This is a genomic window from Actinoplanes sp. NPDC051494 (assembly GCF_044454705.1).
In the GTDB taxonomy this organism is placed as follows: domain Bacteria; phylum Actinomycetota; class Actinomycetes; order Mycobacteriales; family Micromonosporaceae; genus Actinoplanes.
Genome location: NZ_JBITDZ010000002.1, coordinates 415,666 through 438,738 on the forward strand (window position 1 = coordinate 415,666; position 23,073 = coordinate 438,738).

A 23,073-nucleotide genomic window follows, 5' to 3' on the forward strand; every position below is an offset into this window, starting at 1 on the left:
GTGCGCGACCTCTCCCTCGAGCAGATGGAGGGCGACGTGTGGGGCGACGCCCCGCCCGGGTCGCCCCCGGCGCTCGTCGCCGCTCACGAGCTGCGGCGCCGGCCGATGAGCACGCTCGGGCCCGGGGACCTGCGGCTGCTGGTCGACCGAGGGATCGGCCTGTCGGTGCTCATGCCGCGGGTGCTCACCCTGCTCACCCGTGATGCCGCGGCCCATGCGGACCTGGTGGCGGCCGTGGTCGGCGTACCCGGGGAATTCTGGACCACGCACCCGGCCGAGCACGCCCGGCTGCGGGTGATTCTAGGCTGGCAGGCGTGACGTACACGATCGCGATGGTGACGACCGACCCCGCCGGGCTGGGCGGGCGGGACCAGGACACCGGGCCGCTGGCCGACGCGCTGCGGGCGGTGGGGCTGACGGTGGACGCGCCGGTCTGGCACGATCCGGCCGTCGACTGGGCCGGGTACGACCTGGTCGTCATCCGGACGCCGTGGGACTACTCCGAGCGGTACCCGGAATTCCTGGCCTGGCTCGACCGGGCGGCCGGGCTCACCCGGGTGCTCAACGCCCCGGAGCTGATCCGGTGGAACATCGACAAACGGTATCTCGACGACTTCCAGGCGCTGGGTGTGCCGGTCGTGCCGACCGTTTTCTGTGTGACGGCCGACGAGGTGCGGGCCGCGGTCGCGGGGTTCGCCACCGGCCGGGTCGTGCTCAAACCGTCGGTCTCGGCGGGATCGCGCGACACCGGGCTGTTCGAGCCGGGCGACCCGCGCGCGCTCGACCTGGCCGGGCGGATCCTCGCGGACGGCAAGACCGTGATGGTGCAGCCGGCGGCCGAGCGGGTCATCGAGGACGGCGAGAACGCGCTGTTCTTCTTCAACGGCGAGTATTCGCACGCGTTCCACAAGGGCCCGATCCTGGTGCCGGGCGGTGGGTACGTCGGTGGCTCCTACACCTCCGACATCTCCCGCGTCGAACCGCACGCCGACGAGATCGTGCTGGGCGCCCGGGTGCTGGCGGCGGTCAGGACCATCGCCGCGGCGAAGGGTCTCGGCGCGGACGCGGGCCTGCCGTTGTACGCGCGGGTCGACATCGCCGCCGGTCTGCCGCCGGAGGTGATCGAGGTGGAGATCTTCGAGCCGGCCTACTTCGTCGACGTCGTCCCGGAGGCGGTGCCGGCGTTCGTCCGCGCGGTCCAGGAGCGCCTGGCCCGCTGACGGCCCACCATGGGGTCCGGCGGCCCACCCTGTGGTCCGGCGGCCCACCCCCTGGGGTCGGCTCAGCGCAGGGTCCGGCGGCTCAGCGCAGGGTCTGGATGCCGGTGCGCCCGCTCCGGTCGGGTGCGACCAGCCGGCCGTCCTCGACCCGCAGGATGCCGTTGCTGCCCTCGAGCTCGAACTGACCGGAGTCACCGGCGGGCACGACCCGCCACGTCTGGGTGGCGTCACCGTCCCGGCAGGTCGTCAGCGTCAGCGTCACGCCGGTGGTGGCCGCGACGCACATCCCGGGCCGGGCCGGCAGGGCGATCGTCACCCTGTTGCGGGCGGACACCGGCGCGGGCCGCAGCTCCATCTCGGTGGTGGCGTCGCGCGCGGTGCCGGTGAAGTCGACGACGTCCCCGGCCCCGGCCTGCATCCAGCGGTCCACGCCGTCGTCGGCGATGTCGAGCAGGACGGCGGTCTCGAGGTCGATGCCGAGCTCCCGCAGCTGACTCACGTCCGAGGTCCGGGCACTTCCCGAGGCCGAGGCCGAGGCCGAGGGGGAGGCGGCCGGGACCACGGGGGGTCCGGAGGGGCGGTTCAGGACCGCGCCCAGACCACCGGCGACGACCAGCGCGGCCACGAAGGCCCCCGCGGCCGTGCGGTTGCGGCGCCGGCGGGCCGCGCGATGCCGGATCTCCCGGGCCGGGGCCGGGGCGGTGGTGTGCTGGAGGTGGTCGGCGTACGCGTCGAGGCCCTGCTGGATGCGGTCGTCAGACATCGCGGTGCTCCCGGCCCGTCTCGTAGGTCTCGCGGTCGGTCAGATGGGCGGCCAGCGCCCGTCGTCCGCGGGCGAGCCAGGTGGTGACGGTGCCGGGCGGGATGCCGGTCTCCCGGTGGATCTCGGCGACGCTGCGCCCCGCGAGATGATGCAGCACGATCACCCGCCGCTGATCGGCGGGGATCTGCCGCAGCGCCGCGACGATGGCGACGTGATCGGGGTTGAGCGCTTCGACGTGCCGGTCGGTGGTCTCGCTGCGATGGGCGCGCAACCGGTTGACCGCCTTGCGCCAGGCGCTCACCGCATGCCGGTAGGCGACCTGGCGCACCCAGGCCTCGGGGTCGTCGTACGCGCTGATCCTGTGCCAGCGGTTCCAGGCGCGCAGGTAGGCCTCGGCGACGGCGTCCTCGGCCTCGGCCCGGTTGCCCACCATCATCGCGACGTGGGCGGTCACACGGCGCGAGGACGTCGCGTAGAACGTGTCGAAGTCCTCGGCGTCGCGCGTCACCAGGTGAACTCCCGTCTCGCTCAGCTCGCGAACGGGATCGTCTGCAGGCCGGTGCGACCCGTGCCGCCGGTGGTGATATTCCCGTTCTCGACCGTGATCACACCGTACGCGCCCTTGAGCTCGAACTGCCCCGAATCCCCGGCCGGCACCACGGTCCAGACCTGGGCGTCCTTGCCGGCCTCGCAGGTCTGCAGCGCCAGCGCCGCGCCGGGGGTGTCCGCGACGCAGGAGCCCTTGCCGAGGTCCTCGTTCCAGAACGGCGGCTTGATCAGCACCCGGTTCTTGACCCGGCCCGGTGCGGCCTTGAGCGACATCATGGTCGAGTCGGTCTTCGTCGTGCCGGTGAAGTCGACGACACCGTTCTTGCCGATCTGCATCCAGCGGTCCACGCCGTCGTCCGCGACGTCGATGAGCACACCCTCGCCCAGGTCGATGCCGAACTTCTTCAACTGACTGAGGTCCGAGGTGCCCTCGGCCGGCCTGGTCGATGTGGCAGTGGCGCTCTTCGCCGGGGAAGGGGAGGTGGTGGTCGCCGCGGGCGACGAGGTGGCGGTCGACGGGGTGGTGGGCGACGGGGTGGCGGGCGACGGGGTGGTGGGGGCGGGGGCGCCGGCCACGGGGGGCTCGGCGTTCGCGCAGGCGGTCAGGGTGGCGGCGGTGGCCAGGGCTACGGCGGCGAAAGCGATCGTGCGCACGGGAACTCCTCGGGGGGTGACGTGATGTATGCCGTGGACACGCCCCGCGAGCGGCGCTGATTTCACCATCGATGTCACGAAATGGTCACGCTGGCCCGGGATGCCCGGGCCAGCGAGGACCGTGGATACCGGTTAGGCTCCCGGACCTGTGAAGACCGCCACGATCGCCGCGTCCCTGTTGCTCCTGGCCGGCTGCTCGGCGGGGCCCGCCGAGCCCACGGCCGCCGCGACGGCCGGTGCCACCACGCTGCCCGCCGCCCGGGTGGGCGCCGACGGCAGCGCCTGCACGCTGCCGGTGGAGTTCGACCTGGCCACCCGCTGGAAGCCGGCCGCCGTCGACGCGGCGGCGGCCGGTGAGCTCGCCGACCTGTTCCGCAGCGGCCCGTTCACCATGCTCTGCGAGATCAGCGCCAAGCCGGCCGGCAGCATCGGTTTCCTGCGCGTGTACGTCGCGGCCGGGCGCACCGGCACCCCGCGCTCGCACCTCGAGACGTTCGTCGCCGGGCAGTTCCCCGACCAGCGCAGGGCCGGGAACTTCGAGGTGGTCAAGTCCGGCTACGCCGAGGTCACCACCGGTGGGCAGGCCGCCGCCGAGGTCACGTACGAGACCTGGAACACGTCGATGGAGCACGCCGGGAAGTACTCCGCGTTCGCGGTGAACACCGCGGGCGGCGCGGTCGTCGTGCACCTGTCCGCGTTCGGGGCAGACGAGCACGACGAGACGCTGCCCGCGCTGCGGCTGGCCGAGCGGACCCTGACCGTCACCCCATGACCTGACCGGCGGGCCGCGCTCTCCGCACTGGCCGCGCTCTCAGTAGCCGGCGGCGGCGCAGGTCGCGTCGAGGCGCAGCACGGCGGCGTTCCACCGGCCCGGGTCGCCGTCGGTCAGTGAGCGGCGCAGATCGGCCACCCCGGCCGCCAGGTCCGCCGCGCCGGTGCCGGCGGCGACCCGGTCCAGCTCGACCAGCCGCGCGTACGACTCACCGGCCGGGATCGTGCCGAGCGTCGCGTTCAGGGACCGGAACCGCACGCAGGCCGAGCCGATGCCGGCCCGGGGAGTGACGGCCGGGCGCACCCCGGGACCGGCCGGCATGATCAGTCCCGCCGCCAGCACGCCCAGCATGACCGACGCGGTGACCGCGGCCTGTCCCGGGCTCGCCGCGGCCCGGTGCCGCGACGCCGCCGATACCCGCCACAGCAGCGTGCCGGCCCGCACCAGGGCGGACCCGAGCAGGCCCGCCACCGCCCCGGTGAGCGCCAGCGCGCTGACCGCGTCGCCGAGCACCATCAGCGCACCCACCCCGCCGGTGCCCAGGCCCGCCGCGAAACCACCGGCCACCGCCCCGGTCCGCAACCGGACCGCGGCCAGGCCACCCGCGACCACCGAGCCGGCCAGCACCAGCACGCCGCCCGGCAGCAGAGCCCCGCCCGGCACCAGCTCCCCGCCCGGCGCGAGGTCCCGGCCGTCGGTGAGGATCCCGGTCCGCACCAGGACGGCGGCCACCGCGCAGCAGGCCGTCCCGGCGGTCAGCGGGGCCAGGATCCGCAACGGCAGCAGCCGCAGCACCAGCAGCACCGCCGCCACCAGCACCTCCGGGCGTCCCGCCAGCAGAACCGTCACCGGGTCGGTCAGCAGGCCGGCGGCGCCCGGGTCCCCGGCGGTCAGGGTGCGGGCCGCCGACAGCACCGGCCGCAGCTCGTCGATCAGCAGCCAGCAGGCGACGCCCACGCCGAGCGCCACCGCGGCCACGGCCGGCCCCGGCCCCGCGGTGGTCCGCAACCCGGCGTCCAGGGCGACCCATCCGGTCCACAACACACCGGCGGCGACCAGCAGAAACGTGGTTGTCAGCGACTGGCTACCGGCGGTGGACGCCACCACGGACCCGGCGATCAGCCCGGCCGTCAGCGCGGTGCCGGTGACGAGTACGGCCGGTGGCCGGCCGTGCCGGACCCGGGACCCGAGATCGGCGCCCACCGTCGCCACCACCAGCCCGGCGACCAGCACCAGGCCGAGCCGGCGCGGGGCCAGCGGCGCGATCCCCGGCGTCAGCAGCAGCATCAGCCCGGTGGCCCCGGCCTGCGCCACGGCCATCACCAGGCCCGCGCCGAACGCCACCGCCGCGGGCACCCAGCGGGGCTGGTCGTGCACCAGCCGGGGGTCGCCGACCACCGCCGCCCGCCGCCGCGGCGACGGCCGGGTGTCCAGCCACTCCGGACGGTGCCGGGCCGTGCCGGCCTGCGCCACCAGCCGCCCCAGCGCCCCGCCCGGCCCGTCCCACTCCCGGGCCCGGGCGTCGGCGTGCAGCTCGCAGAGCCGCAGCACGGATCGCATGGTGAGGTGCACCAGCACGGTCAGCACCACCATCCGCCAGACCCCGCCGGCGAGGTCTCCCGGGGCGGTCCACCACAGGCTCACGCCGAACGGCACGAGGGCGACGATCAGGAACGACTGCCAGAGCGCCACCGACGCGTACGTGACGAGCACGTCCCGATTGCGCAGATGCCCGAGTTCGCGCAGCACGACGGCCCGGAACGCCGCCCGGTCGGTGTAACACCGGGTGATCACGTCCGCGCCGATCAGCATCCGGTGGTCCGGGGGACGGCCGTAGGCGAGGGCACCGGTGGCCGTACCGTAGGAACCGGTCATGAAGACCGGGCCGCGCGGCAGTCCGCTGAGCGTGACCAGGTCGCGCAGCGCGGCCGTCAGCTCCGGGTCGTCGTCCTCGCGCAGCGCGGCGAGGCGGTCCCGGCGGTTGCGCAGCCACGGCCGGAGCCAGCCGAGCACCGCGGTGACCAGGATCAGCAGCACGACCCCGCCGGTGACGACCAGGGCGCGGTCGCGCTCGAGCCCGGCGGAGCACCGCGCGAAGGTGGTGGCCCACCCGGCCGGATCGGCGGCCCCGGCGGCCTCGGTCGCGGCCCGCGAGCACCCGGTGCGGATCTCGCTGCCGCGCCGGTCCTGCCCCGGCAGCAGCCGGGAGATCCACTGGCCGGTGAACACGGTGGACGCCAGCACGGTGCCCACCAGCAGCACGAACCGGGAGCGCACGGCGGCCGGCACGCGCGGTTCAACGCTCACGCGACAGTCTGGTCATCCACCGCGACCCACGTCAATGCGGGCCTTCCCCGGCGATCAGCTCGCCAGCGCGACGAAGATCAGCAGGTAGGCGGTGAACGCCGTGCCGGTCAGGGCCTGCATGACGCGGTGCTTGAACCAGCTTGCCCGGGCCATGACGACCAGTTGGTGGGCGAGCTGGTCGAACTGTTCCTCCGGGGTGAGTCCCATCAGGTAGGCGCCCAGGGCCGCCGGGTCCCGCCGGCGCAGATCGCCGAAGAAGATGGTGCCCGCGCGGTCCGGCGTCCGGCCGTGGCCGAGCAGCGGCACGATCACCGCGCCGGCGGCGACCTCGGCGAGTCCGCACAGGATCATCGCCGTCCACAGCACGACGGCGCGCCAGCCGGTGAGGTCGGCGACGAAGCCGCTGCTCTGGGCCCGGGCGGTGAGCACGGTGCCCAGCACCGCACCGTTGACGGTCAGCAGGATCGACGCCTTGGTGTCCACCCGGGCGATCCAGTTCTCCTGGGCGGTGTGCCGGCGCCACGCGAGATCAAGATTGAGCCGGAGCTGCTCCTGCGGCACCTCGGGCCGGTCGGTTGTTCGCGGGCCTCGCCGCGGTGACGCGATCACCCCCGAAGAGTTCCACACAGGAAAGCCGGAGTCCAAGGAATTCCGTTCCGGATGACCTATCCGACCGGACGGACTTTCCAGCGGACGGGCCGCTCCGGATAACGATCATCGACATTGTTTCGCGCCTGTCAGTCGATCGATACCGGCTGCGTTACTTCCTACGGTGTGGAGGGTTTGAGAAAGTGCCTCCGATAAATGGAGGGCGACAATATCTTCGGGGAAGACGGGGTGGCAGCGTGCGACTCGATCCTTTGCACCACACGATCATCGCGACCGACGTGGCCGGCTCCAGCGCGCGCAGCGACGTGCTGCTCGTCCGGATGCGCCGGGACCTGCGGGAGATGCTGGACGACACGCTCGCCCGGTTGCACCTCGACCCGGCGGCGCTGGTCCGGATCGACGACGGCGACGGCTTCCGGGTGCTGCTGCCGGCCTCGGTGCCGCCGCACACCGCGCTCGCCCCGTTCGTCGACCGGCTGGCCATCGAGCTGCGCATGCACCGCGCCGGCGCCAACGAGCAGAACCGCCTGCGCCTGCGGATCGCCGTCCACAGCGGGCTGTTGTTCTCGGAGGACGGCGGCACGTTCACCGGGACCCCGCTGAAGGACTGCGCCCGGCTCCTCGACGCGGACGCGGGCCGTGAGCTGCTCGCCGACCATCCCGGGGTGGACTACGTGGTGCTGGTGTCGGACACGTTCTACCAGGACGTGGTGCGCGGCGGTGCCTCGTTCGACCCGGCGTCGTTCAGCCGGATCCGGGTCAAGGTCAAGGAGACCGATCGCGACGCGTGGGCGTACCTGCCGGGTGTCGCCCCGCCGCAGCCCGCGCCGGCACCGGCGACGCCCGGTCGGCCCCAACGTGCTGACCGCCACTCGGAGGTCCACATCACCGGCGACGGGACGATCATCCACGGCACGGTCATCGGTGGTGACAAGAATGGCTGAGCAGGAGAAAGCCCCGGATCCGAAGCAGTCCGACCCCAAGCCCGCGGAGGACAAGAAGGCGGAGCCCACGTCGCATTTCGGTGCGCAGCGGGCTGGTGCCGGCACGCGCGACGACGCCGCCGCGGGAGGCGCCCGCCGCCAGGCGGTCGACGACGCGATGTCGATGTTCGGCTCCCGGACCTCGGGCGTGGTGATCATCGGCGACGGGGTGCAGGTCGGCACGCTGATCGGCGGCGACCAGGCGACCGGCCCCGGCGGTGACCAGTCCGGGCCGATCCTGACCGAGGTCACCGCGCGCACCGTCGTCGAGATCGCCGCGGTCTACGTGGAACCGGACGGCTTCGCCGAGCTGCGCGGCCCGCTCGAACGGCACCGCCTCGTGCTGCTGGGCACCCGGCCCCGCTGGGGCAACACCGCCACCGGCATCCGCCTGCTCGAGGGCACCACCGAGCTCTACGAACTGCGCTTCGCCGGCCGGCTGGCCGAGCTGCCGGTCGACCGGCTGCCCAAGGGGGCCGGCTTCGTCCTCGAGGCCCTCGACGCCCGGACGCTGGCCGCGCTGAGCCCGCAGTACCTCGACGACCTGGAGGAACGGCTCGTCAAGGCGGACTGCCGGCTCGTGGTGCTCACCGACGCCGACCGGGTGGCCGAGCACGGTGGCCGGGCCGTGTGGCGGATGCTCGAGACCCCACCGGACGCCTACGAGCTGACCGTGCGCCACCTCGAGCACCGGCTGGGCTCCCGGGAGCAGGCGGTGGAGCTGCTCGACCGGGCCGGCACCTCCGCCGAGCTGCGGGCCACCACGCCCGGGGCCTTCGACGTGCACCGCCTCGTGGAACTCGCCTGCGATCTCGCCGAGGCGGCCCGTGGGCACGGCACCCTGGCCGACGCCGCCGAACGGTTCGCCGTGCGCGCGGACCGGGCCGTCGAGGAGTGGTTCGACGACGAGGTGACCGGTGTCAGCGCCCGCGCCCTCGTGCTCGCGCTCGCCGTCCTCAACGCGATGGCGTTCGACGCGGTGTCCCGGGCCGCGCTGCTGCTGGAGGAGGCCTGGTCGGCGCAGCACGCGGCACCGGCGGCCGGGACCCGCGAGCGCAGCAGCCGCCGTCAGCGCCTCAAGGCCGCCCGGGCCCGGCTGACCATGGAGACCCGGCGGACCCCGTACGGCCCGGCGACGCTGGAGATCGCCGCGTTCCTGGACAGCTCGTATCCCCAGCGGATCCTGCGGCACTACTGGCACGAGCACGACTACGACCGCCCGCTGCTGCTGGAATGGCTCGGCGAGATCGCCGACGACGTGGAGGTCGACGTCCGGACCCGGGCGTCCATCGCGGTCGGCTACCTCGGCACGTACGCGTTCGACATCGTCCGGCGGGCCGTGATCGTGCCCTGGGTGGCGGGGGAGAAGGTCGACGAGCGGGAGCTGGCGGTCAACGCGCTGGCGCTGCCGGCCCGGGAACCCGGGACCGCGGCACGGGCGGTGGCCCTGGTCGCCGACTGGTCGCGCCGTGGCGGGAAAGCAGCCCGGATGACCGCCGCCCGGGCGCTCGGCAGCAGCGTCGGCGCGGTGCTCGACGGCGGCCCGGACGCGTCGCTGACCCGGCTGGCGAAGGGCGCGGACGAGGATCTGGCGGTCGCCCTGGGCGACAGCATCGCCGAGCTCATGGCCAAGGCGGAACCCGATCGTCAGCTCGTCCTGCTCGGGCTGCTCGACAGCTGGTCGGCCGAGGGCCGCAACGGCCGCCAGCTGGCCGGGATCCTCGGGTTCCTGCAGGTCGGCTGGACGCTGTGGACCGAGGTCGACGGGGTCCGCTGGCCGACGCTGCTGTGGATCGCCGACCACGACGACGCGGCGCGCGACGTGGTGGCCCGGCTGTGGAGCCGGGCGCTGGTCGCCCCGGACGCCGACGACGGGCTGTGGGTGGTGCTGCGCACGTGGGCGCAGCTCGCCGAGCGCACCGAGGCGCTGCGGCCCGCGTTCGTGCGCCTGTTCACCGCGGTGCCGACCACCCGTCGCCAGGCCGACCTGCTGAAACGGCACGCCGAGACCCTCCGGACCGGCAAGCCCGCCTCTCCGGACACCGCACGCAAGCTGCTCGACGCTCTCATGAAGGGGTTGTAGGCCTATGTCCGGACCGATCCTTCACCGGATGGAGTTGAAGCGGCTGCCGTTCCAGCGCCGCCCCATCGCCGACCCGGGCACCACGCTCGTCTTCCAGATGCCCGACAACCAGCTGGTCACCCCGCAGTACCCGTACACCACGGGGGAGACGTGGTGGCGCGGGCCCAAGGCCGCGTACGTCGTGGACATCCGCCCGCACGGCGCCAGTTTCACCTGCCAGCTCCCGGCCGCCGGGGACGCGGTCTTCTTCCAGGCCACCGTCAACTACACGTGGAGCGTGGCCGAGCCGGTGACGGTGGTCAGCCAGCAGGTCCTGACCCCGGAGGCGGACTGCCAGGCCTACCTGTTCCAGGTACTGCCCCGGGTCACCAGGCGCCACGAGTACGGCAAGCCGGCCGCCGCCGAGGAGGAGTTGCAGAAGTGGCTCACCGGCCGGCCCCTCGATCTCGCCGGGCGCGGCCTGCGCATCGACAACGTGTACGCCCACCTGCGGATCAGTGCCGAGCAGATCACCGCGCTGGCCGATCTCTCGGTGGCCTCGGTGGAGCGCGAACGCGATCTCGACCGGGCGCGGCGCGACGCCGAGCTGTCCATGCTCGCCGAGCGGGCCACCATCGAGCGGCAGGCCGCCCGCCAGGAGCAGATGGACGCGATCATCGGGGGCGGTCCGGAGCGGCTCTACGCGTTCGTCCTGCAGCAGGACCAGACCAAGGGCCTGGAGGTCGTGGGCCAGATGGCGGCCATGGCGGACCGGGAGAAGCAGCGCGCGCTGGAGGCGATGAAGGTGCTCATCGACGGCGGTGAGATCCGGGTCGGTGAGCTCGACGGCGCGGTGGCCGCGGCGGTCGGCAACTTCCGGGCCATCCTCGGGCAGTACAACGCACCCGGCGCCGAGCTGCCCGCCGCGGACAAGGCGGATGCCGGTAAGGCGGATGCCGGCAAGGCGGATGCGGAGAAGGCGGGTACGTCCGGGGAACCGGGATGACCGGGCCGCTGGACATGATGGCGGAACTGCTGCTCCGCCTGCTCGGTGGCCTCGCCCCGGAGACCGCGGCGGTGCTGTTCGTGCCGCTGTTCGTGGTCGTGGTGGCCACGGCGTTCGTCGTCTTCGTCCGCACGGCACTGGAACCGCTGTGCCGGGCGGCGTCCTTCGTGCTCCGTACGGCGTTCACCCTGGCCGGGGCGGTCGTCCTGCTGGGCGAGATGACGGTCGCCGGTGGCTACCGCCGGCGGGGGGTGCGGCCCCCGGCGGTGGTCTACAACGTCGGCGACATCGTGGCCTCCTGGGTGACCGCCGCGTCGTCGGGTGCCACCCGCGCCACCACGGCGCTCGCCCGGGCCGCCCGGCTCAACGCGGTCCTGCTCATCCTGGTGAGCCTGGCCTGGATCTGGTTGTGGAACGACGGGTACTGCCCCGACGAGGCGGCGTCGTGCGCCCGGCCGGTGGCGACCTGGTACGACCGGATCGGTGATGGCTGACCGGCTTTCCCGGAATGCATGGCCCGAACGATGCGGCAATTCCGATGATCGGATCGTTTCCCGATTCGACTGACCCGTGCGAGTGACGTCGCACTTTCCGCTATTGGTATTCCCGGCGCCCCCGTGCGAGGCTCCGGCGTCGCGAGCGACGGATGCCGGACGCCATCAGAAAAATCAATACATATTCCCGCAGTGATGCGAATGGAGGTGGATCCGGTGCCCCGAGATGATCGGTATTCAGGTCGCCGGTGGCTGCTGCCGGTCGCGGCGGCCCTCACCCTGTCGGTGCTGCCGGGCGCCGCCCCCGCGGCGGCCCGCGACGAGCCCGCGACGTTGCCCGCTATGCAGGTCGTCGTGCTGGTCGACGAGTCGGGCAGTCTCAGCGACACCGACGTGGTCAAGGAGCGGGAGGCGGCCCGGACCATCGCGTTCAGCGTGCTCGCCCCCGGTTCCGTCGTCTCGGTCGTCGGCTTCGGCAGTTCCGACCGGTCCGGTCAGAGCGCGGTGGACGTCGCGTGCAGCCCGACGGTGCTCGACAGCCCGCAGGCCCGCGACGCCCTCGCCGAGTGCGTCGGTGACCTGCACCGCAGGACCCCGGCGGAGGGCGACGACACCGACCAGGCGGCGGCCCTGCAGCAGGCGCTCTCGTTCGTGCGCACCGGCAAGCCGGAGCGCAAAGTGGTCTTCCTGCTCACCGACGGCAAGCTCGACGTGCCGAACAGCCCGGCGTACGGCGACACGGCCGAGCGCCGCAACGCCGCGGCCGCCGGCCTGACCCGTGAGGCCCTCGCCGATCTCGCGGCGATCGGGGCCCAGGTGTGGCCGCTGGGTTTCGGCGCGGTCGACGACGCGGCGCTGAAGGGCTTCGCCACCGGCACCAGCTGCACGCCGGCCGCGGTCGACCCGGAGGCCCGGATCGCGAGAAGTTCCGGCGAGCTGACGGCCGCGGTGGCCGAGGCGTTCAGCTCGGCCGGCTGCGTGAAGTACGGCCCGCGCGACGTCACCGACCTGCGCCCCGGTGAGCCCGCCGACCTGCACATCGACATCCCCACGATCGCCAGTGACGCGTCCATCGTGGTCTACAAGCACGATCCCCGGGTCCAGGTGGAGTACTTCGCCCCCGGCAGCGACACGGCCGCCGCGCCGGCCGCGGGCGGGTCGGCGTTCGAGTTCGCCGGCCAGAGCACCGACACGGAGTCGTTGCGGGTCAGCGACCCGGTGCCGGGCCGCTGGACGATCCGGCTCTCGTCGGCCGAGGTCGCCGCCGCCGACGTCGCGGCCACCGTGGTGTACCAGGCGGCGGTGAAGGCCGTGCTCACCGCCAACCCGCCGCGCCCGGAGCCCGGCCAGGACGTCGGCGTCGAGATGCAGGTCTGGGCGCGCGGGCAGGCCGTCACCGACAAGGAGGCCCTGCGTGGCCTCACGTTCGTCACCGCGTTGAGCGGCGACGGCATGAGCCGGTTGCCGGTCCCGCTCGCCGACCCCGACGGGGACGGCACGTACACCGGCACGGTGCGGGTGCCCGAGTCCGCGACCGGCGCGCTGACGTTCCGGGGACAGGTCTCCGGGGTCGGCATCGGCGGGGACACCCGGACGCTGCCGACCCGGGTGCAGCCGCCCGGCGCGGCGATCAAGGGACAGATCCTGTTCGACGTCAACCGGGCCGGGGTGCATCCGGGCGGCGAGATCACCGGCACGGTCGCGGTCACCAACGACTCCGGCCGCCCGGCCCGGTTGCGCCTGCTGGTGGCCGAACCCTCGCCCGGTGCCGAGTTGTCGGTGGACCCGGCCGAGGCCGAGCTGCCGGCCGGCCCCGGCAAGGCGAGCTTCACACTGCGGGTGGGGCCGGGTACCCCGGAGGGCGTGGTGGCGGCCCGGTTGCGCCTGGTGGTCGTCGACGACCCCGCCGTCGCGGTCGCCGAGCGGTTGTTCGCCGCGGACGTGACCCCCGTACCCGGCTGGTGGGATCGTTTCTTCTGGTGGTGGATGTCTCTGATCGCCCTGCTCGGCGTCGCGGTGGTGCTCGTGCTGCTGCGCGTGATGGCCCGCAACAACGCCGGCAAGGTCGGCGGGCTCACCGCCGAGCTGTACAGCGGTGACACGAGGACCGCTGATCTGGTGCCCGAGGACAGAGCGGCGAAGGTCTTCCGGTTCGTCCTGTACGACGACGGGTTCAACGCCCCGCTGCTGCAACCCGGCCGACCGGGTGAACAGGGGCTCATCGAGGTCCGCCGGGCGAAGGACGGCCTGAGCATCACGACGGCCGCCGGGCGCACCGGCCTGGCACCCGGTGCCCGGCACCCGATCGGCACGACGTTCAGCGTCGTGATCCAGGACGACCGGCACACCGGCGGCGCGCCACCATCCGTACCCGATCCGTACCTCCCCCCTCCCGGCACCCCCGACCCGTTCGTCCCCGAGCCGTCGATCCCGGGCCAGCCGTTCGGCTACGCCACGGGCGACCCGTTCGCGGAACCCGTCCGCGACGACCCCAACAACCCCTTCCGCTGACCGGGACTGTGAGGACGAGGGCTATGAGGATCTATCAGCCGATGTTGTTCATCGGGCTCGGTGGCACCGGATGCAAGGTCGGCGCCGAGCTGGAGCGGCGGTTGCGTGAGGACCTGTGCGGTCCGGACGGCACCCGGCTGCTCGGGGACATGGAGGGACGTAACTTCCTGCCGTACCAGCTCCCGTCGTGCATCCAGTTCGTGTATGCCGATCTGAGCGCGCAGGAGTTGCAGCGGGTCCGTCGTGAGGTGGTGCCCGGGCGGGAGCACGAGCAGGCCGCGCAGAAGACGATGCGGCTGATCACCGATCTGGTGCCGGCCGGGCTGGGCAATTCCGCCGAGGTCGCGCAGAGCCTGCGGATCAATCTCGACGAGGACACGGTGGGCTGGTTGCCGCCGGCTGATTCGGACCCCAGGATCGGCCCTCTGGTACGCGGTGCCGGGCAGCTGCCGACCGTCGGGCGCGCGGTGCTGTTCGAGACGGTCCGGCGCAACGCGGACACCGCCCTGCTCGGCATCAAGGAGGCGATCGCCGACATCAACGAGTCCGCCGGCGACCTGTTCGTCGTCAGCGGCAAGCGCACCCAGCGCGTCGACCCGGTCATCGTGTTCGTGGTGTTCTCCGTGGCCGGTGGCACCGGCAGCGGCATCTACTACGACTACCTGCACCTGATCGGCAATCTGATGGTCCAGGGCCACAAGCAGGCGGAGATCTATCCGCTGGTGCTGATGCCGTCGGCGTTCGACGACGCGCAGGGCGGCGGCCGGCCGGCCGAGCTCAACGCCGGGTCCGCGCTGATCGAGTTGTTCCGCCTGATCGACGACCAGAACGCGCAGGGCTCCCCGGGGCACCTCGACTCCAGCGGCGGGCACGGCAACGTCTCGGTCCGCTACCCGCGGCTGGAGGAGGTGCAGCTGCCGCCCAACATGATCCAGACGGCGTTCCTGTTCGGCCGGCCGGTCGGCGGTGTCCGCCGCGACGACCTGCACCGCTCGATGGTGTCGCTGATGGGCTCGCTCGTCGGCGCCGGCCCCAGCGACCAGGACCAGGAGGAGTCGGCGAACCGGCAGTACCAGTCGTTCGCGGACGGTTTCATCAACGGCGCTGTGGAACGCTATGCCACCTCGGAGACCGGGGTCGGCCGGCGCGGGGTGACCACCAGCGCGGTGGCGGCGCTGACCACACCGTTGCTGGAGATCACCGACATCCTCAGCACCCATCTGCTGGCCAACGCGATCACCGAGCTGCAGCAACCGCCGGGGGCCGCGGAGCTCAACAAGAGCCACATCCGTACGTTCATCGCCGCCTCGGGCCTCGACCGGCTGCTCGACGCGACCCCGATCCGGATCCCCCCGCACCAGGACCCCGTCGGCTACGGCCCGGTGCTCAAGGCCCTCACCGACCGGGCCAACGCGATGGGGGCGGCCATCGAGAAGGGCCGCGAGACCCTGGGCAAGCCGATCGCCACGCTCGCCCAGGGTTTCGAGCCGGTGGCCGCGACCGAGGCACTGCTGCGCGACGTCGACCTGTTCCGGATGCGCCGGGCCGTGTTCGGCGACCCCGCCCTCACCGACCCGCTCGACCGCGGCGGCTTCCAGACCCTGCTGGAGACCTGGCAGTCACCACCCGCCCCGGTCAACGGGCTCACCGCGGCGGCCCCGCCCATGCCGGACAACCTGCCCCGCAAACTGATGCAGCGCCTGCGGATCACCGACGAGCCCGCGCAGGCGGTCATCCGCCGGCAGGACGCCTGGTACGCGTGGCAGACCCGCACGCTGTACAACGCGGCGTGGAAGGAAAGCCGGCGGTTGTGGTCCCGGCCGTGGCAGGCCTACCTGGAGGAGCTGCGCCAGATCACCGACCAGTTCCGCACCCTCGTACGCTCCGACCGGCAGCAGTTCTCCCTGCGCTCACAGGACCTGTACAAATCCCGGGTCGGCGTGACCTACCTGCTGCCGGCTGAGGACCGGGGCCTCGAGGGCTTCTACGACGTGGTCGTCGAACGGCTCAAGCAGGAGTACTCGCAGCGCCTGAGCGCCAACGCCAACGAGGGTCACCTGCTCAACCTCATGCTCGGCTCCGACGGCTGGGCCACCGCGTACGCGAAGGGCCGCCGTGACCCGGAAGCCGCGGTCGGGTACGTCCGGCAACGGATCAAGGAAGTCGTCACCGAGCACCTGCGCCCGAGCGACCGCGGCCGCCCGGCCCTGGTGCCCCGGATGGAGGACCTGCTCAGCAACGCGGCCCTGCGCCGGGACAAGACCGTGACCGACACCGACCTGACCCGGTTCCGGCAGAAGCTCGCCGAGCTCGTACCCGGCGGATTCGCCCCGGACGGCCGGGCCCCGCTCAAGGCGCTGATCACTTACCCGGCCGGCAAACAGGACGCGGAACTCGAGCGCTTCCTGCGCCGGGAGGTCCCGCTCCCCTCCGACCTGGGCGGCGAACCCGAGTTCCGCGCGGTGCAGGCCGACTCCATGGTGGTCGTGCTGAACCGCAGCTCGATGGGGATCACCGAGGTCCCGGAGCTGCGCCGGGTGGTCAAGGTGTGGTCGGAGGCCCAGCGCCATCCCCGCCCGCACGACTACACGAGCTGGCGGCGACGGCTCGCCCCGGACCACGGATACCTGCTCATGACCGCCGCCGACCGGCGCAAGGTGCTGCACCGGCTGCTCTGCGCGGCCTGGGACGGCAAGGTGATCGTCGACGGCGACCCCGCGAGCCCGCGCCACATCACCGTGGAGATCGGCAACAGCGAGGCGGTCGCCATGCGGCTGGAGCTGGCCCCGCTCGGCACGCTGTCGTCGTGGGCGAGCGTGCTGCAGGCGTACGAGCAGTGGATCCTCGCCGACGACAACCCGATCCGCCGCGGGCTGGCCGCCCGGCTGATGATCCACCAGCCCCGCGACGCCGACCGGGCCCCGGCCCCGCCCGCGCCGGTCCTGGAGGCGTTCCTGGACATCGCCCAGCAGGAGAAGCAGAAGATCAAGGAGGCCGAGCAGAGCCGGGCCCTGGCCCGCGACCCCCAGCTCGGGGTCTTCCGGGAGTTCTGGTGGACGACGCTGCCGGCCGCGCTGGACCAGCGCCTCGACGCGAGCCACAAGAACCTGGCCGAGCTGCGCGAACAGGTCGGCATCGCGCACGGACTGGGGCACTGAGCCATGCCGGTGACCCTGCTCGACCTGCGTGACCCGGGCGGTACCGGGCCGGACCGGCTGGCCGGCAAGGTGCTGGTCCTCGACGACGCGGAAGCGCTCGTACGGCACACCGAGACGTACCTGAGCCTGTTCGGCGACCCGCTGGTCACCGGCGTCATCTGCGTCGCGATCGGGGAGGCCGGCGGCGCCGCGGCGGCCGACGGCGTCGTGCTCCCGCTGCCCACGGTGCTGCGCGGCACCACCGTGCTCTGGGTCGGTGACGTCATCGGTCTGGAGTGGAGCGTCCGCCGGGCCGCGCCGCGGTTCCCCGGCCACACCCGCACGGCGCTGCCCGACCTGATCGCCGCACTGCTCGCGGAGGACGTCTTCGACGAGGTCGAGTCCGCCACCCGGGGCATGGCCCACACCGTGGCCAGCCCCGGCGTCCGGCTCGCGCTCGGCCCCACCACGGCGCGGGACCTCGACGAGGCCGGCGCCACGGCGATCCGCTCGCTCTGCCTGGCGCGCACCGACCCGTCCCGGGAACTCGCCGGGCGGATCCGCGACCTCGACGCCGCACCCGATGCCCCACGAGCGGCCCTGACCGGGCCGATCGCGGCCGCCGGGGCCGAGGCGGTGCGCCGCCTGGACCGCCTGGACGGCGCGCTGGACGCGGCCGCGACCTGGCGGGCCCTGGCCGGGCCGGAACCCACCCGGGTGCTGTCCACCGACCCGGAGCCGGCCGGCCAGGCCGCCGAGAACTACCGGCGCTGCGCGGACGAACTGCTGAACCGGATGGACGGCCACATCCAGAACGGCCGGCCGGCCGTCGAGGACGTCGCCGCGCTGGGGGCCGGGACACCGGCGCCGGCCCGCGACCGCGAGCTCGCCACCGGCCTGCGCGCGCTGGTCGGCGCCCGGATCGAGGCGGGCGTGACCCTGCCGGTGCTGGCCCGGGAGCTGCGGACCGCGACCGCGTACTGCGGCCCGCAGGGGGTCGGGACGGCGATCGCCCGGATCCGGGGACTCGGCCCGCAGAGCATCACCCCGCCGGACTTCCCCCGGTGGCCGCTACGCCTCGTCCTGCTGCCCGTCATCGCCCTGAGCTGCCTGGTCCTGGCGCTGTCACCGAACCCGGTCCTCGCCGCGGGGCCGGCCGCCGGCTGGTTCCTGGGCGGCTGGCTGCTGCTCGCCCGGCGCCCCGGACCGGCCGGGTCGCGGGGATTCGGCGCCACGGCGACGCGGGCGGCCGCGACGTACGGGCTCGCCGCGGTCACCGGTGTCCTCGCCGGCGTCCTGCTGCGCCGGTACGTGGCGGATGCGCCCCGGGTGCCGTACCCGATCCCGGTCCTCGTCCTGCTGCTCGCCGGCGTCGTGGCCGCGACCCTGCTCGGCTGGCGGGCCGCCGTCCGGCGCTGGCGGGCGGACCTCCCGCTCGACCAGGTCCGCGCGGCGGTCACCACGATCGGTGAGGTCGTCGCCGGGGTGTGGGTGACCGAGTGGCAGCCGCTGCGCCGGCATCAGCGGATCGCCGAGCTGACCGCGGCCGCAGCCGGAGCCATCGAGGTCATGAACACCACCCTGGAGGATGCGGCGGACGGTCTCTTCCCCGCGTCCCGGCAGCACGCCGGCCCCGGCCCGGGCGAGGCGGCGGCGAACCCGCTGCTGCCCGAGCTGTCCGATGTGGTCCGCGGCGACCTGGCCGGGCTGTGCCGCGACGCCCTGGAACCGCTCTGGCTGGGCGGACTGGCGGCCCGCGACGGCGACGAGTACGCGCTGCGCCTGCGGCACCGGATCGCGGAGTACGGACTGCACGTCGCCCGGTACGGCCTGATCAGCCCGTTCGACCCCGGCACCGGCCCGGGACCCCGCGACGCCCTGCTGCGCCGGGTCTGGAACACGTCCCCGCAGGCCCGGGCCACCCTGCGCCTCGGTGCGTACGACGAGCTGACCCAGCTCTGCGACGGCCGGCAGCTGAGCTACCTGAGCAGTGTGGCCGAGCCGCACCTGCTGCGGTTCGCCCCGCGCAGGCTCGGCCCGATCCTGCGCGAGGACCCGGCCGACCGGACCGTGGCCGACGACCCGGCGATGCTGTGGACCGACACCAGCGAGTCCGTCGGCGCGCTGCGCCTGCTCCCGCTGCGGCCCGAGTCGGTCCGGATCGGCTGGGGCGGTGAGGCCGGATGAACCCCGAGCCGATCGGCCCCGAGCCGGTGACTGTGCGCTGCCGGGACGTCGGGGGCCGGATACGGACGCTGCGGCTCACCGACCACGGCGCGTTCTCCTCACCCGGCTCGGCGCTGCCGCAGCGGCTCGTCATGCCACCGAGCGGCGTCCCGCTCGTGCGCAAGTCGGTGCCGCCCGGTGCCGCTCCCGAGCTCTACACGCTGCTGGACAACGAGGTCCGGGCCGGCACCCGGCTGGGCCAGGTGTACGCCGGCGGGTACCCCCAGGAACTGGCCTGCGTCGTCGGGTACGACATGGACGCCGCGGAACCGTTCGTGCTGCTGCGGGCCTATGCGGGCGAGCCGGCCCCGGACGTCGCCGGCCGCCTCGACGAGAGCCGGCGCCGGATGCTGCAGACCGGGCTGCTGCGGGCCCTGGAACTCACCGCGGCCGCCGGTGTCGTGCACGGCGCGGTCACCCTCGACCGGTTGCGCTGGGCGGGTTCGTACGCGCAGCTCGTCGACTTCGAGTCGGCCCGGCCGGGCGACGGCCGGGAGGACCTGTGGGCGGCCGGGGCCCTGCTGCGCGCGCTGGTGCTCGGCGCCCCGGACGGCGGTCCGGCGGCCGGGCACGCCACCGATCCACCCCAGCTGCGGGCGCTGCTCGACGGCGTGTTCGGCCCGGTCGCCCAGCGGCCCCGTCCGGGCGAGCTGCGCCGCCGGATGCGCGACGACACCCCGGTGCCGGCCGCCGGGGATCCCGAGGCACCGTTCGCGGCCGGGCGGCTGCGCTTCGACGAGATCTGTGCCGGCCGGCGCCCGCCCGGGCAGCGCACCGAGCCACCCGCGAGCGAGCCTCCCGCCCCTGGCCGGCGGTCCCGATGGCGAGGGATCTTCTGATGACCGAGACCCTGAACAGCGAGCAGGTGGTGCGCTGCCCCATCTGCGTCGACGAGTTCGTCTGGCGGCCCGAGCCGACGGTCGCCGTCTACGACACCAAACAGAGCCAGTACCGGTCGGTCGATGTCTCCCGGATGCCGGCCGGCAAGCGGGCGGACGTCATCCGCACCGGGTACCGGCAGTGCCCCAACCCGTCGAAGGACACCCCGGCGCACTTCCTGCCGGCCACGTACGCGTCGTACCTCCCGCCTCTGGTGATCGGGCTCGTCGGCGCGGCCCGCGCGGGCAAGACCCACCTGCTGACCGCGATGATCCGCGAGGTCTACCGGGGCGGCCTGAGCCCGTACGGCGTCCGGGCGGCGGCCCTGGACTTCCGTCGCCACGAGGCGTTCCAGCGGCGGTTCATCCGGCCCTTCGACGCCGGTGGTGCGCTGGCCGGAACGGGTACCGGGGTGATCGACGCCGCCGACATCCTGCTGCTGCGCGGCCCCGGCGGCCAGCGACCGGTGGCGTTCTTCGACGTGGCCGGCGAGGACCTCGAGAGCACCGAGGCCCTCAACCGCAGCACCCGGTTCCTCACCGGAGCCGACGCGGTCATCTTCGTGCAAGGGCTCGAGGACCCGCCCGGGGACGGGCTGCCGACGGCGGCGGCGACCAGTGGATGGTCGTTCGAGCTGGCCGTCGAGCGACTGCAGGACCTGCCGTACGCCGCGGACCGGATGCCGGTCACCATCGCGGTCACCAAGTCCGACCGGCTGCGCTACGTGTCCCCGATGGACCGGTGGATGGCACCCCGCGAGGCCCCGGTGCTCGACGCGACCCGGATCCGGGAGCAGAGCCGGGACGTGTACGCCTACCTGCATCACACCGGCGCGGCCGCGTCCCTGCGGCCGTTCGAGGCGTTCCGCCGTTGCACCCTGCACTTCGTGTCGGCCAGCGGCGGCGACGCACTGGACGGCGAAACCGACAGCGACCCCGCCTACTTTCCCCGAGGGGTGCACCCGGTGAACGTGCTGGATCCGCTGATCTCGATCCTGGCGATGACCGGCATGATCACCGGTCCCGAAGCGCAGAAGGTGGGCATGCCATGACCGGTCCCCGGACCGACGCCCCGCTCCATCAGGCCTATTTCGGCTGGTCCCGGGACCGGAACCAGGTCTCGGTGCTGGCCCACTCCTTCGAGCACCACGAGACCGCCGAGCGCTGGTTCCGCTTCCTGGAGGGCCGCATCCGGTTGCAGCCGGTACCTGACACCGTGCTGCCGGCCAGCGCCCTGTCCTACTTCCACGCCAGAAACGGCAACGCGGTGGTGCTGCGCCGGATCCCCGGCGGGAAGTCGGCCGGGCGCAACGACTCGCACGCCCTCATCGGCCCGGCGCACCTGCTCACCACCGAGGTCGCCCTCGGGCTGTCGCGGTGGAACGGCTGGGAGAATTCCGAGCCGATCGCGCCGATGCGTCAAGCCGCGCTCAGCGCGGTCGACCTGGCGCGGGCCACGGCCCAGCGGATCGGCGACTCGGTGCGGGCGCGCCGGGAGGCCGTGATCACCGTCCTCGGACGGCTGCTGGCGGACCCCGCCCGACCGGTGAGCATCGTCGGGGCCCGGCCCGAGGACCAGCTCCCCATCGTCTGGGCACTCGCCGAGATCGCCGGGAGCTACCGGCCGCAGCGGCTGGGCCGGGTCACCGACTGGACGTTCTCGACGTACGAGGACCGCCACGACGTCTCCCAGGAGGCACTGCCCCGGGTGATCTTCCTGCCGGCGCTGCCGCCCGGTGCCGGGGTCGTCGAGCGCACCATCGTGGACATGCTCGATCCGCGGCTCGACGCCGGCCTGCGCGACGAGGCCGGGTACTACGTCGACGAGCTGCTCAAGGGCGTCCCGCCGGAACAACGCGACCCGGTGCCGGCCCGGGCCCAGGCCGAGCCGGAGTACGCGGTCCCGGCGCGGGCACCGGCGGTGTCCCGGGAGAACGGCGGTGGCACCCGTCCGGGTGTCGCGCGCCCGGTGACCCGGCCGGGTGGCGCCGCCTCGGGCCTGTTGGGCGCCGGCACCGTGCGCCAGCTCACCGAGGAGCTCGGCGTGCTGGCCGGGCGGTCGTCGCGGCAGTACCGCGACGCGCTGCGGGCCGCGCTGCCGGTGGCCACCCTGGACCAGGTCACCCGGCAGATCGAGATCGACGTCCGGCAGGAGCTGCTCGAGGAGCTGCTCGCCGCGCTGTACGGCCCCCGGTTCGAGGACCTCACCGACCCGGCGGCGCTGAAGCACGCCGCCCTGACCGTCCGCGACGGCGAGTCGGAACAGGTCACGCTGATGCTCGGGGCGGCCCGGCGCAACGACCACGAGAAGCTGCGCGAGGCCGCCTACCACCGGTGGGCCGGTGGTGGCCGCCGGGGCCGTCCCGAGCCCGGTGGGGTCCTGCTGCGCCGGTTGCGGGCCCAGCGGTACGGCCGGTACCTGCCGGTGGCGGTCCTGGTCGCCGCGGTGGCGTTGCTGGGTCTGGTGTTCCTGGGCGGATACCTCGTGGCCGGCACGACCGGAAACCCGGACCCGGCCGCCGCGGCGGCGGTCCCCGTCCCGTTCCCGCCACCGCCGGGGCCGGCGCCGGTCGCCGCGATCGTGGACAGCGGCCAGGCGGTGCTCACGATCCAGCCCGGCCGGCAGGTCTTCGCGTTCGTGAAGGCGGCGGCCGGGTATTACCCCCAGCAGGCCTGCGCGCCGGTGGGGGACGGGCTCTGGGAGTGCGGCCGGCGGGCGGGCGCCCTACCGGATCAACCGGAGCTCGTGGCCGTCGACATCCCGTTGGAGGCCGTGCCCGAGCTGGCGGCCGCCGCCGAGCGGGGGCGGAGCACGGGACGCCAGCAGAGCTGGGGGACCGAGGTCCCGGTCGTCCCGCACCGGTGAGCCCCGGCTTTCCGGGAAACGAGAAGACCCGGCGCC

The 23,073-nt window shown here is 73.7% G+C and carries 18 protein-coding genes; 13 read left to right on the top strand and 5 right to left on the bottom strand.

Annotated features, from left to right (window positions below):
- Positions 1–318 (top strand): contact-dependent growth inhibition system immunity protein, encoded by a 318-nt coding sequence (locus ACIA6A_RS08605; RefSeq protein WP_396096851.1) that lies wholly within the window; start codon positions 1–3, stop codon positions 316–318.
- Complete coding sequence (locus ACIA6A_RS08610) at positions 315–1,220, top strand: RimK family alpha-L-glutamate ligase (protein WP_396096852.1); 906 nt, start codon at positions 315–317, stop codon at positions 1,218–1,220. Before ACIA6A_RS08605 ends, ACIA6A_RS08610 begins: the two co-directional genes overlap by 4 nt.
- An 82-nt stretch (positions 1,221–1,302) precedes the next feature.
- On the opposite strand, the gene ACIA6A_RS08615 is transcribed toward ACIA6A_RS08610, so the two are convergent.
- Genes ACIA6A_RS08615 through ACIA6A_RS08625 form a run of 3 tightly spaced genes read right to left on the bottom strand, consistent with a single transcriptional unit; the run spans position 1,303 to position 3,186 of the window.
- On the bottom strand, positions 1,303–1,983 hold the full coding sequence (locus ACIA6A_RS08615; protein WP_396096853.1) for a hypothetical protein: 681 nt from the start codon (positions 1,981–1,983) through the stop codon (positions 1,303–1,305).
- On the bottom strand, positions 1,976–2,491 hold the full coding sequence (locus tag ACIA6A_RS08620; protein ID WP_396096854.1) for a sigma-70 family RNA polymerase sigma factor: 516 nt from the start codon (positions 2,489–2,491) through the stop codon (positions 1,976–1,978). Before ACIA6A_RS08620 ends, ACIA6A_RS08615 begins: the two co-directional genes overlap by 8 nt.
- A gap of 20 nt (positions 2,492–2,511) precedes the next feature.
- A complete protein-coding gene (locus tag ACIA6A_RS08625; protein WP_396096855.1) occupies positions 2,512–3,186 on the bottom strand; it encodes a hypothetical protein in 675 nt (224 codons plus the stop codon).
- 148 nt (positions 3,187–3,334) lie between these two features.
- Between ACIA6A_RS08625 and ACIA6A_RS08630 the strand changes: the two genes are divergently transcribed.
- The gene (locus tag ACIA6A_RS08630; protein WP_396096856.1) at positions 3,335–3,958 is read left to right on the top strand and encodes a lipoprotein; all 624 of its coding nucleotides are present in this window, start codon (positions 3,335–3,337) and stop codon (positions 3,956–3,958) included.
- Positions 3,959–3,997: 39 nt separating this feature from the next.
- Here the strand turns inward: ACIA6A_RS08630 and ACIA6A_RS08635 are convergent, their stop codons facing one another.
- Positions 3,998–6,265, bottom strand: coding sequence for a M48 family metalloprotease (locus tag ACIA6A_RS08635; RefSeq protein ID WP_396096857.1), 2,268 nt, complete (start codon positions 6,263–6,265; stop codon positions 3,998–4,000).
- Positions 6,266–6,319: 54 nt separating this feature from the next.
- Positions 6,320–6,874: a Pycsar system effector family protein gene (locus ACIA6A_RS08640; RefSeq protein ID WP_396096859.1), complete on the bottom strand. Its 555-nt coding sequence runs from the start codon at positions 6,872–6,874 to the stop codon at positions 6,320–6,322.
- Between the two features lie 236 nt (positions 6,875–7,110).
- On the opposite strand from ACIA6A_RS08640, the gene ACIA6A_RS08645 reads away from it, so the two are divergent.
- The 10 genes from ACIA6A_RS08645 (at position 7,111) to ACIA6A_RS08690 (ending at position 23,037) form a co-directional block, all read left to right on the top strand.
- Positions 7,111–7,818, top strand: a complete 708-nt coding sequence (locus tag ACIA6A_RS08645; RefSeq protein WP_396096860.1) for a hypothetical protein — start codon at positions 7,111–7,113, stop codon at positions 7,816–7,818.
- Positions 7,811–9,940: a hypothetical protein gene (locus ACIA6A_RS08650; RefSeq protein ID WP_396096861.1), complete on the top strand. Its 2,130-nt coding sequence runs from the start codon at positions 7,811–7,813 to the stop codon at positions 9,938–9,940. The genes ACIA6A_RS08645 and ACIA6A_RS08650 overlap by 8 nt, the downstream gene beginning before the upstream one ends.
- 28 nt (positions 9,941–9,968) lie before the next feature.
- Positions 9,969–10,925 carry a hypothetical protein gene (locus tag ACIA6A_RS08655; RefSeq protein WP_396096862.1) on the top strand — a complete coding sequence of 319 codons (957 nt, stop codon included), beginning with the start codon at positions 9,969–9,971 and terminating at the stop codon, positions 10,923–10,925.
- Positions 10,922–11,419, top strand: coding sequence for a hypothetical protein (locus ACIA6A_RS08660; RefSeq protein WP_396096863.1), 498 nt, complete (start codon positions 10,922–10,924; stop codon positions 11,417–11,419). The genes ACIA6A_RS08655 and ACIA6A_RS08660 overlap by 4 nt, the downstream gene beginning before the upstream one ends.
- A gap of 216 nt (positions 11,420–11,635) precedes the next feature.
- Positions 11,636–13,930, top strand: coding sequence for a vWA domain-containing protein (locus ACIA6A_RS08665; RefSeq protein WP_396096864.1), 2,295 nt, complete (start codon positions 11,636–11,638; stop codon positions 13,928–13,930).
- A gap of 23 nt (positions 13,931–13,953) precedes the next feature.
- Positions 13,954–17,088 (top strand): tubulin-like doman-containing protein, encoded by a 3,135-nt coding sequence (locus ACIA6A_RS08670; protein ID WP_396096866.1) that lies wholly within the window; start codon positions 13,954–13,956, stop codon positions 17,086–17,088.
- A 3-nt stretch (positions 17,089–17,091) separates the two neighbouring features.
- Entirely contained in the window at positions 17,092–19,254 is a 2,163-nt protein-coding gene (locus ACIA6A_RS08675; protein ID WP_396096867.1) for a hypothetical protein, read from the top strand.
- On the top strand, positions 19,251–20,132 hold the full coding sequence (locus ACIA6A_RS08680; RefSeq protein WP_396096868.1) for a hypothetical protein: 882 nt from the start codon (positions 19,251–19,253) through the stop codon (positions 20,130–20,132). Before ACIA6A_RS08675 ends, ACIA6A_RS08680 begins: the two co-directional genes overlap by 4 nt.
- Complete coding sequence (locus ACIA6A_RS08685; protein WP_396096869.1) at positions 20,132–21,223, top strand: hypothetical protein; 1,092 nt, start codon at positions 20,132–20,134, stop codon at positions 21,221–21,223. The genes ACIA6A_RS08680 and ACIA6A_RS08685 overlap by 1 nt, the downstream gene beginning before the upstream one ends.
- On the top strand, positions 21,220–23,037 hold the full coding sequence (locus ACIA6A_RS08690; protein ID WP_396096870.1) for a hypothetical protein: 1,818 nt from the start codon (positions 21,220–21,222) through the stop codon (positions 23,035–23,037). Before ACIA6A_RS08685 ends, ACIA6A_RS08690 begins: the two co-directional genes overlap by 4 nt.
- Positions 23,038–23,073 lie beyond the last annotated feature (36 nt).

Excerpts from the sequence above, each read along its gene's own strand:
- ACIA6A_RS08655 (WP_396096862.1), top strand. The coding sequence starts at position 9,969 with ATGGAGTTGAAGCGGCTGCCGTTCCAGCGCCGCCCCATCGCCGACCCG.
- ACIA6A_RS08615 (WP_396096853.1), bottom strand. The coding sequence starts at position 1,983 with ATGTCTGACGACCGCATCCAGCAGGGCCTCGACGCGTACGCCGACCAC.
- ACIA6A_RS08690 (WP_396096870.1), top strand. The coding sequence starts at position 21,220 with ATGACCGGTCCCCGGACCGACGCCCCGCTCCATCAGGCCTATTTCGGC.
- ACIA6A_RS08650 (WP_396096861.1), top strand. The coding sequence starts at position 7,811 with ATGGCTGAGCAGGAGAAAGCCCCGGATCCGAAGCAGTCCGACCCCAAG.
- ACIA6A_RS08660 (WP_396096863.1), top strand. The coding sequence starts at position 10,922 with ATGACCGGGCCGCTGGACATGATGGCGGAACTGCTGCTCCGCCTGCTC.
- ACIA6A_RS08680 (WP_396096868.1), top strand. The coding sequence starts at position 19,251 with ATGAACCCCGAGCCGATCGGCCCCGAGCCGGTGACTGTGCGCTGCCGG.
- ACIA6A_RS08685 (WP_396096869.1), top strand. The coding sequence starts at position 20,132 with ATGACCGAGACCCTGAACAGCGAGCAGGTGGTGCGCTGCCCCATCTGC.
- ACIA6A_RS08675 (WP_396096867.1), top strand. The coding sequence starts at position 17,092 with ATGCCGGTGACCCTGCTCGACCTGCGTGACCCGGGCGGTACCGGGCCG.
- ACIA6A_RS08670 (WP_396096866.1), top strand. The coding sequence starts at position 13,954 with ATGAGGATCTATCAGCCGATGTTGTTCATCGGGCTCGGTGGCACCGGA.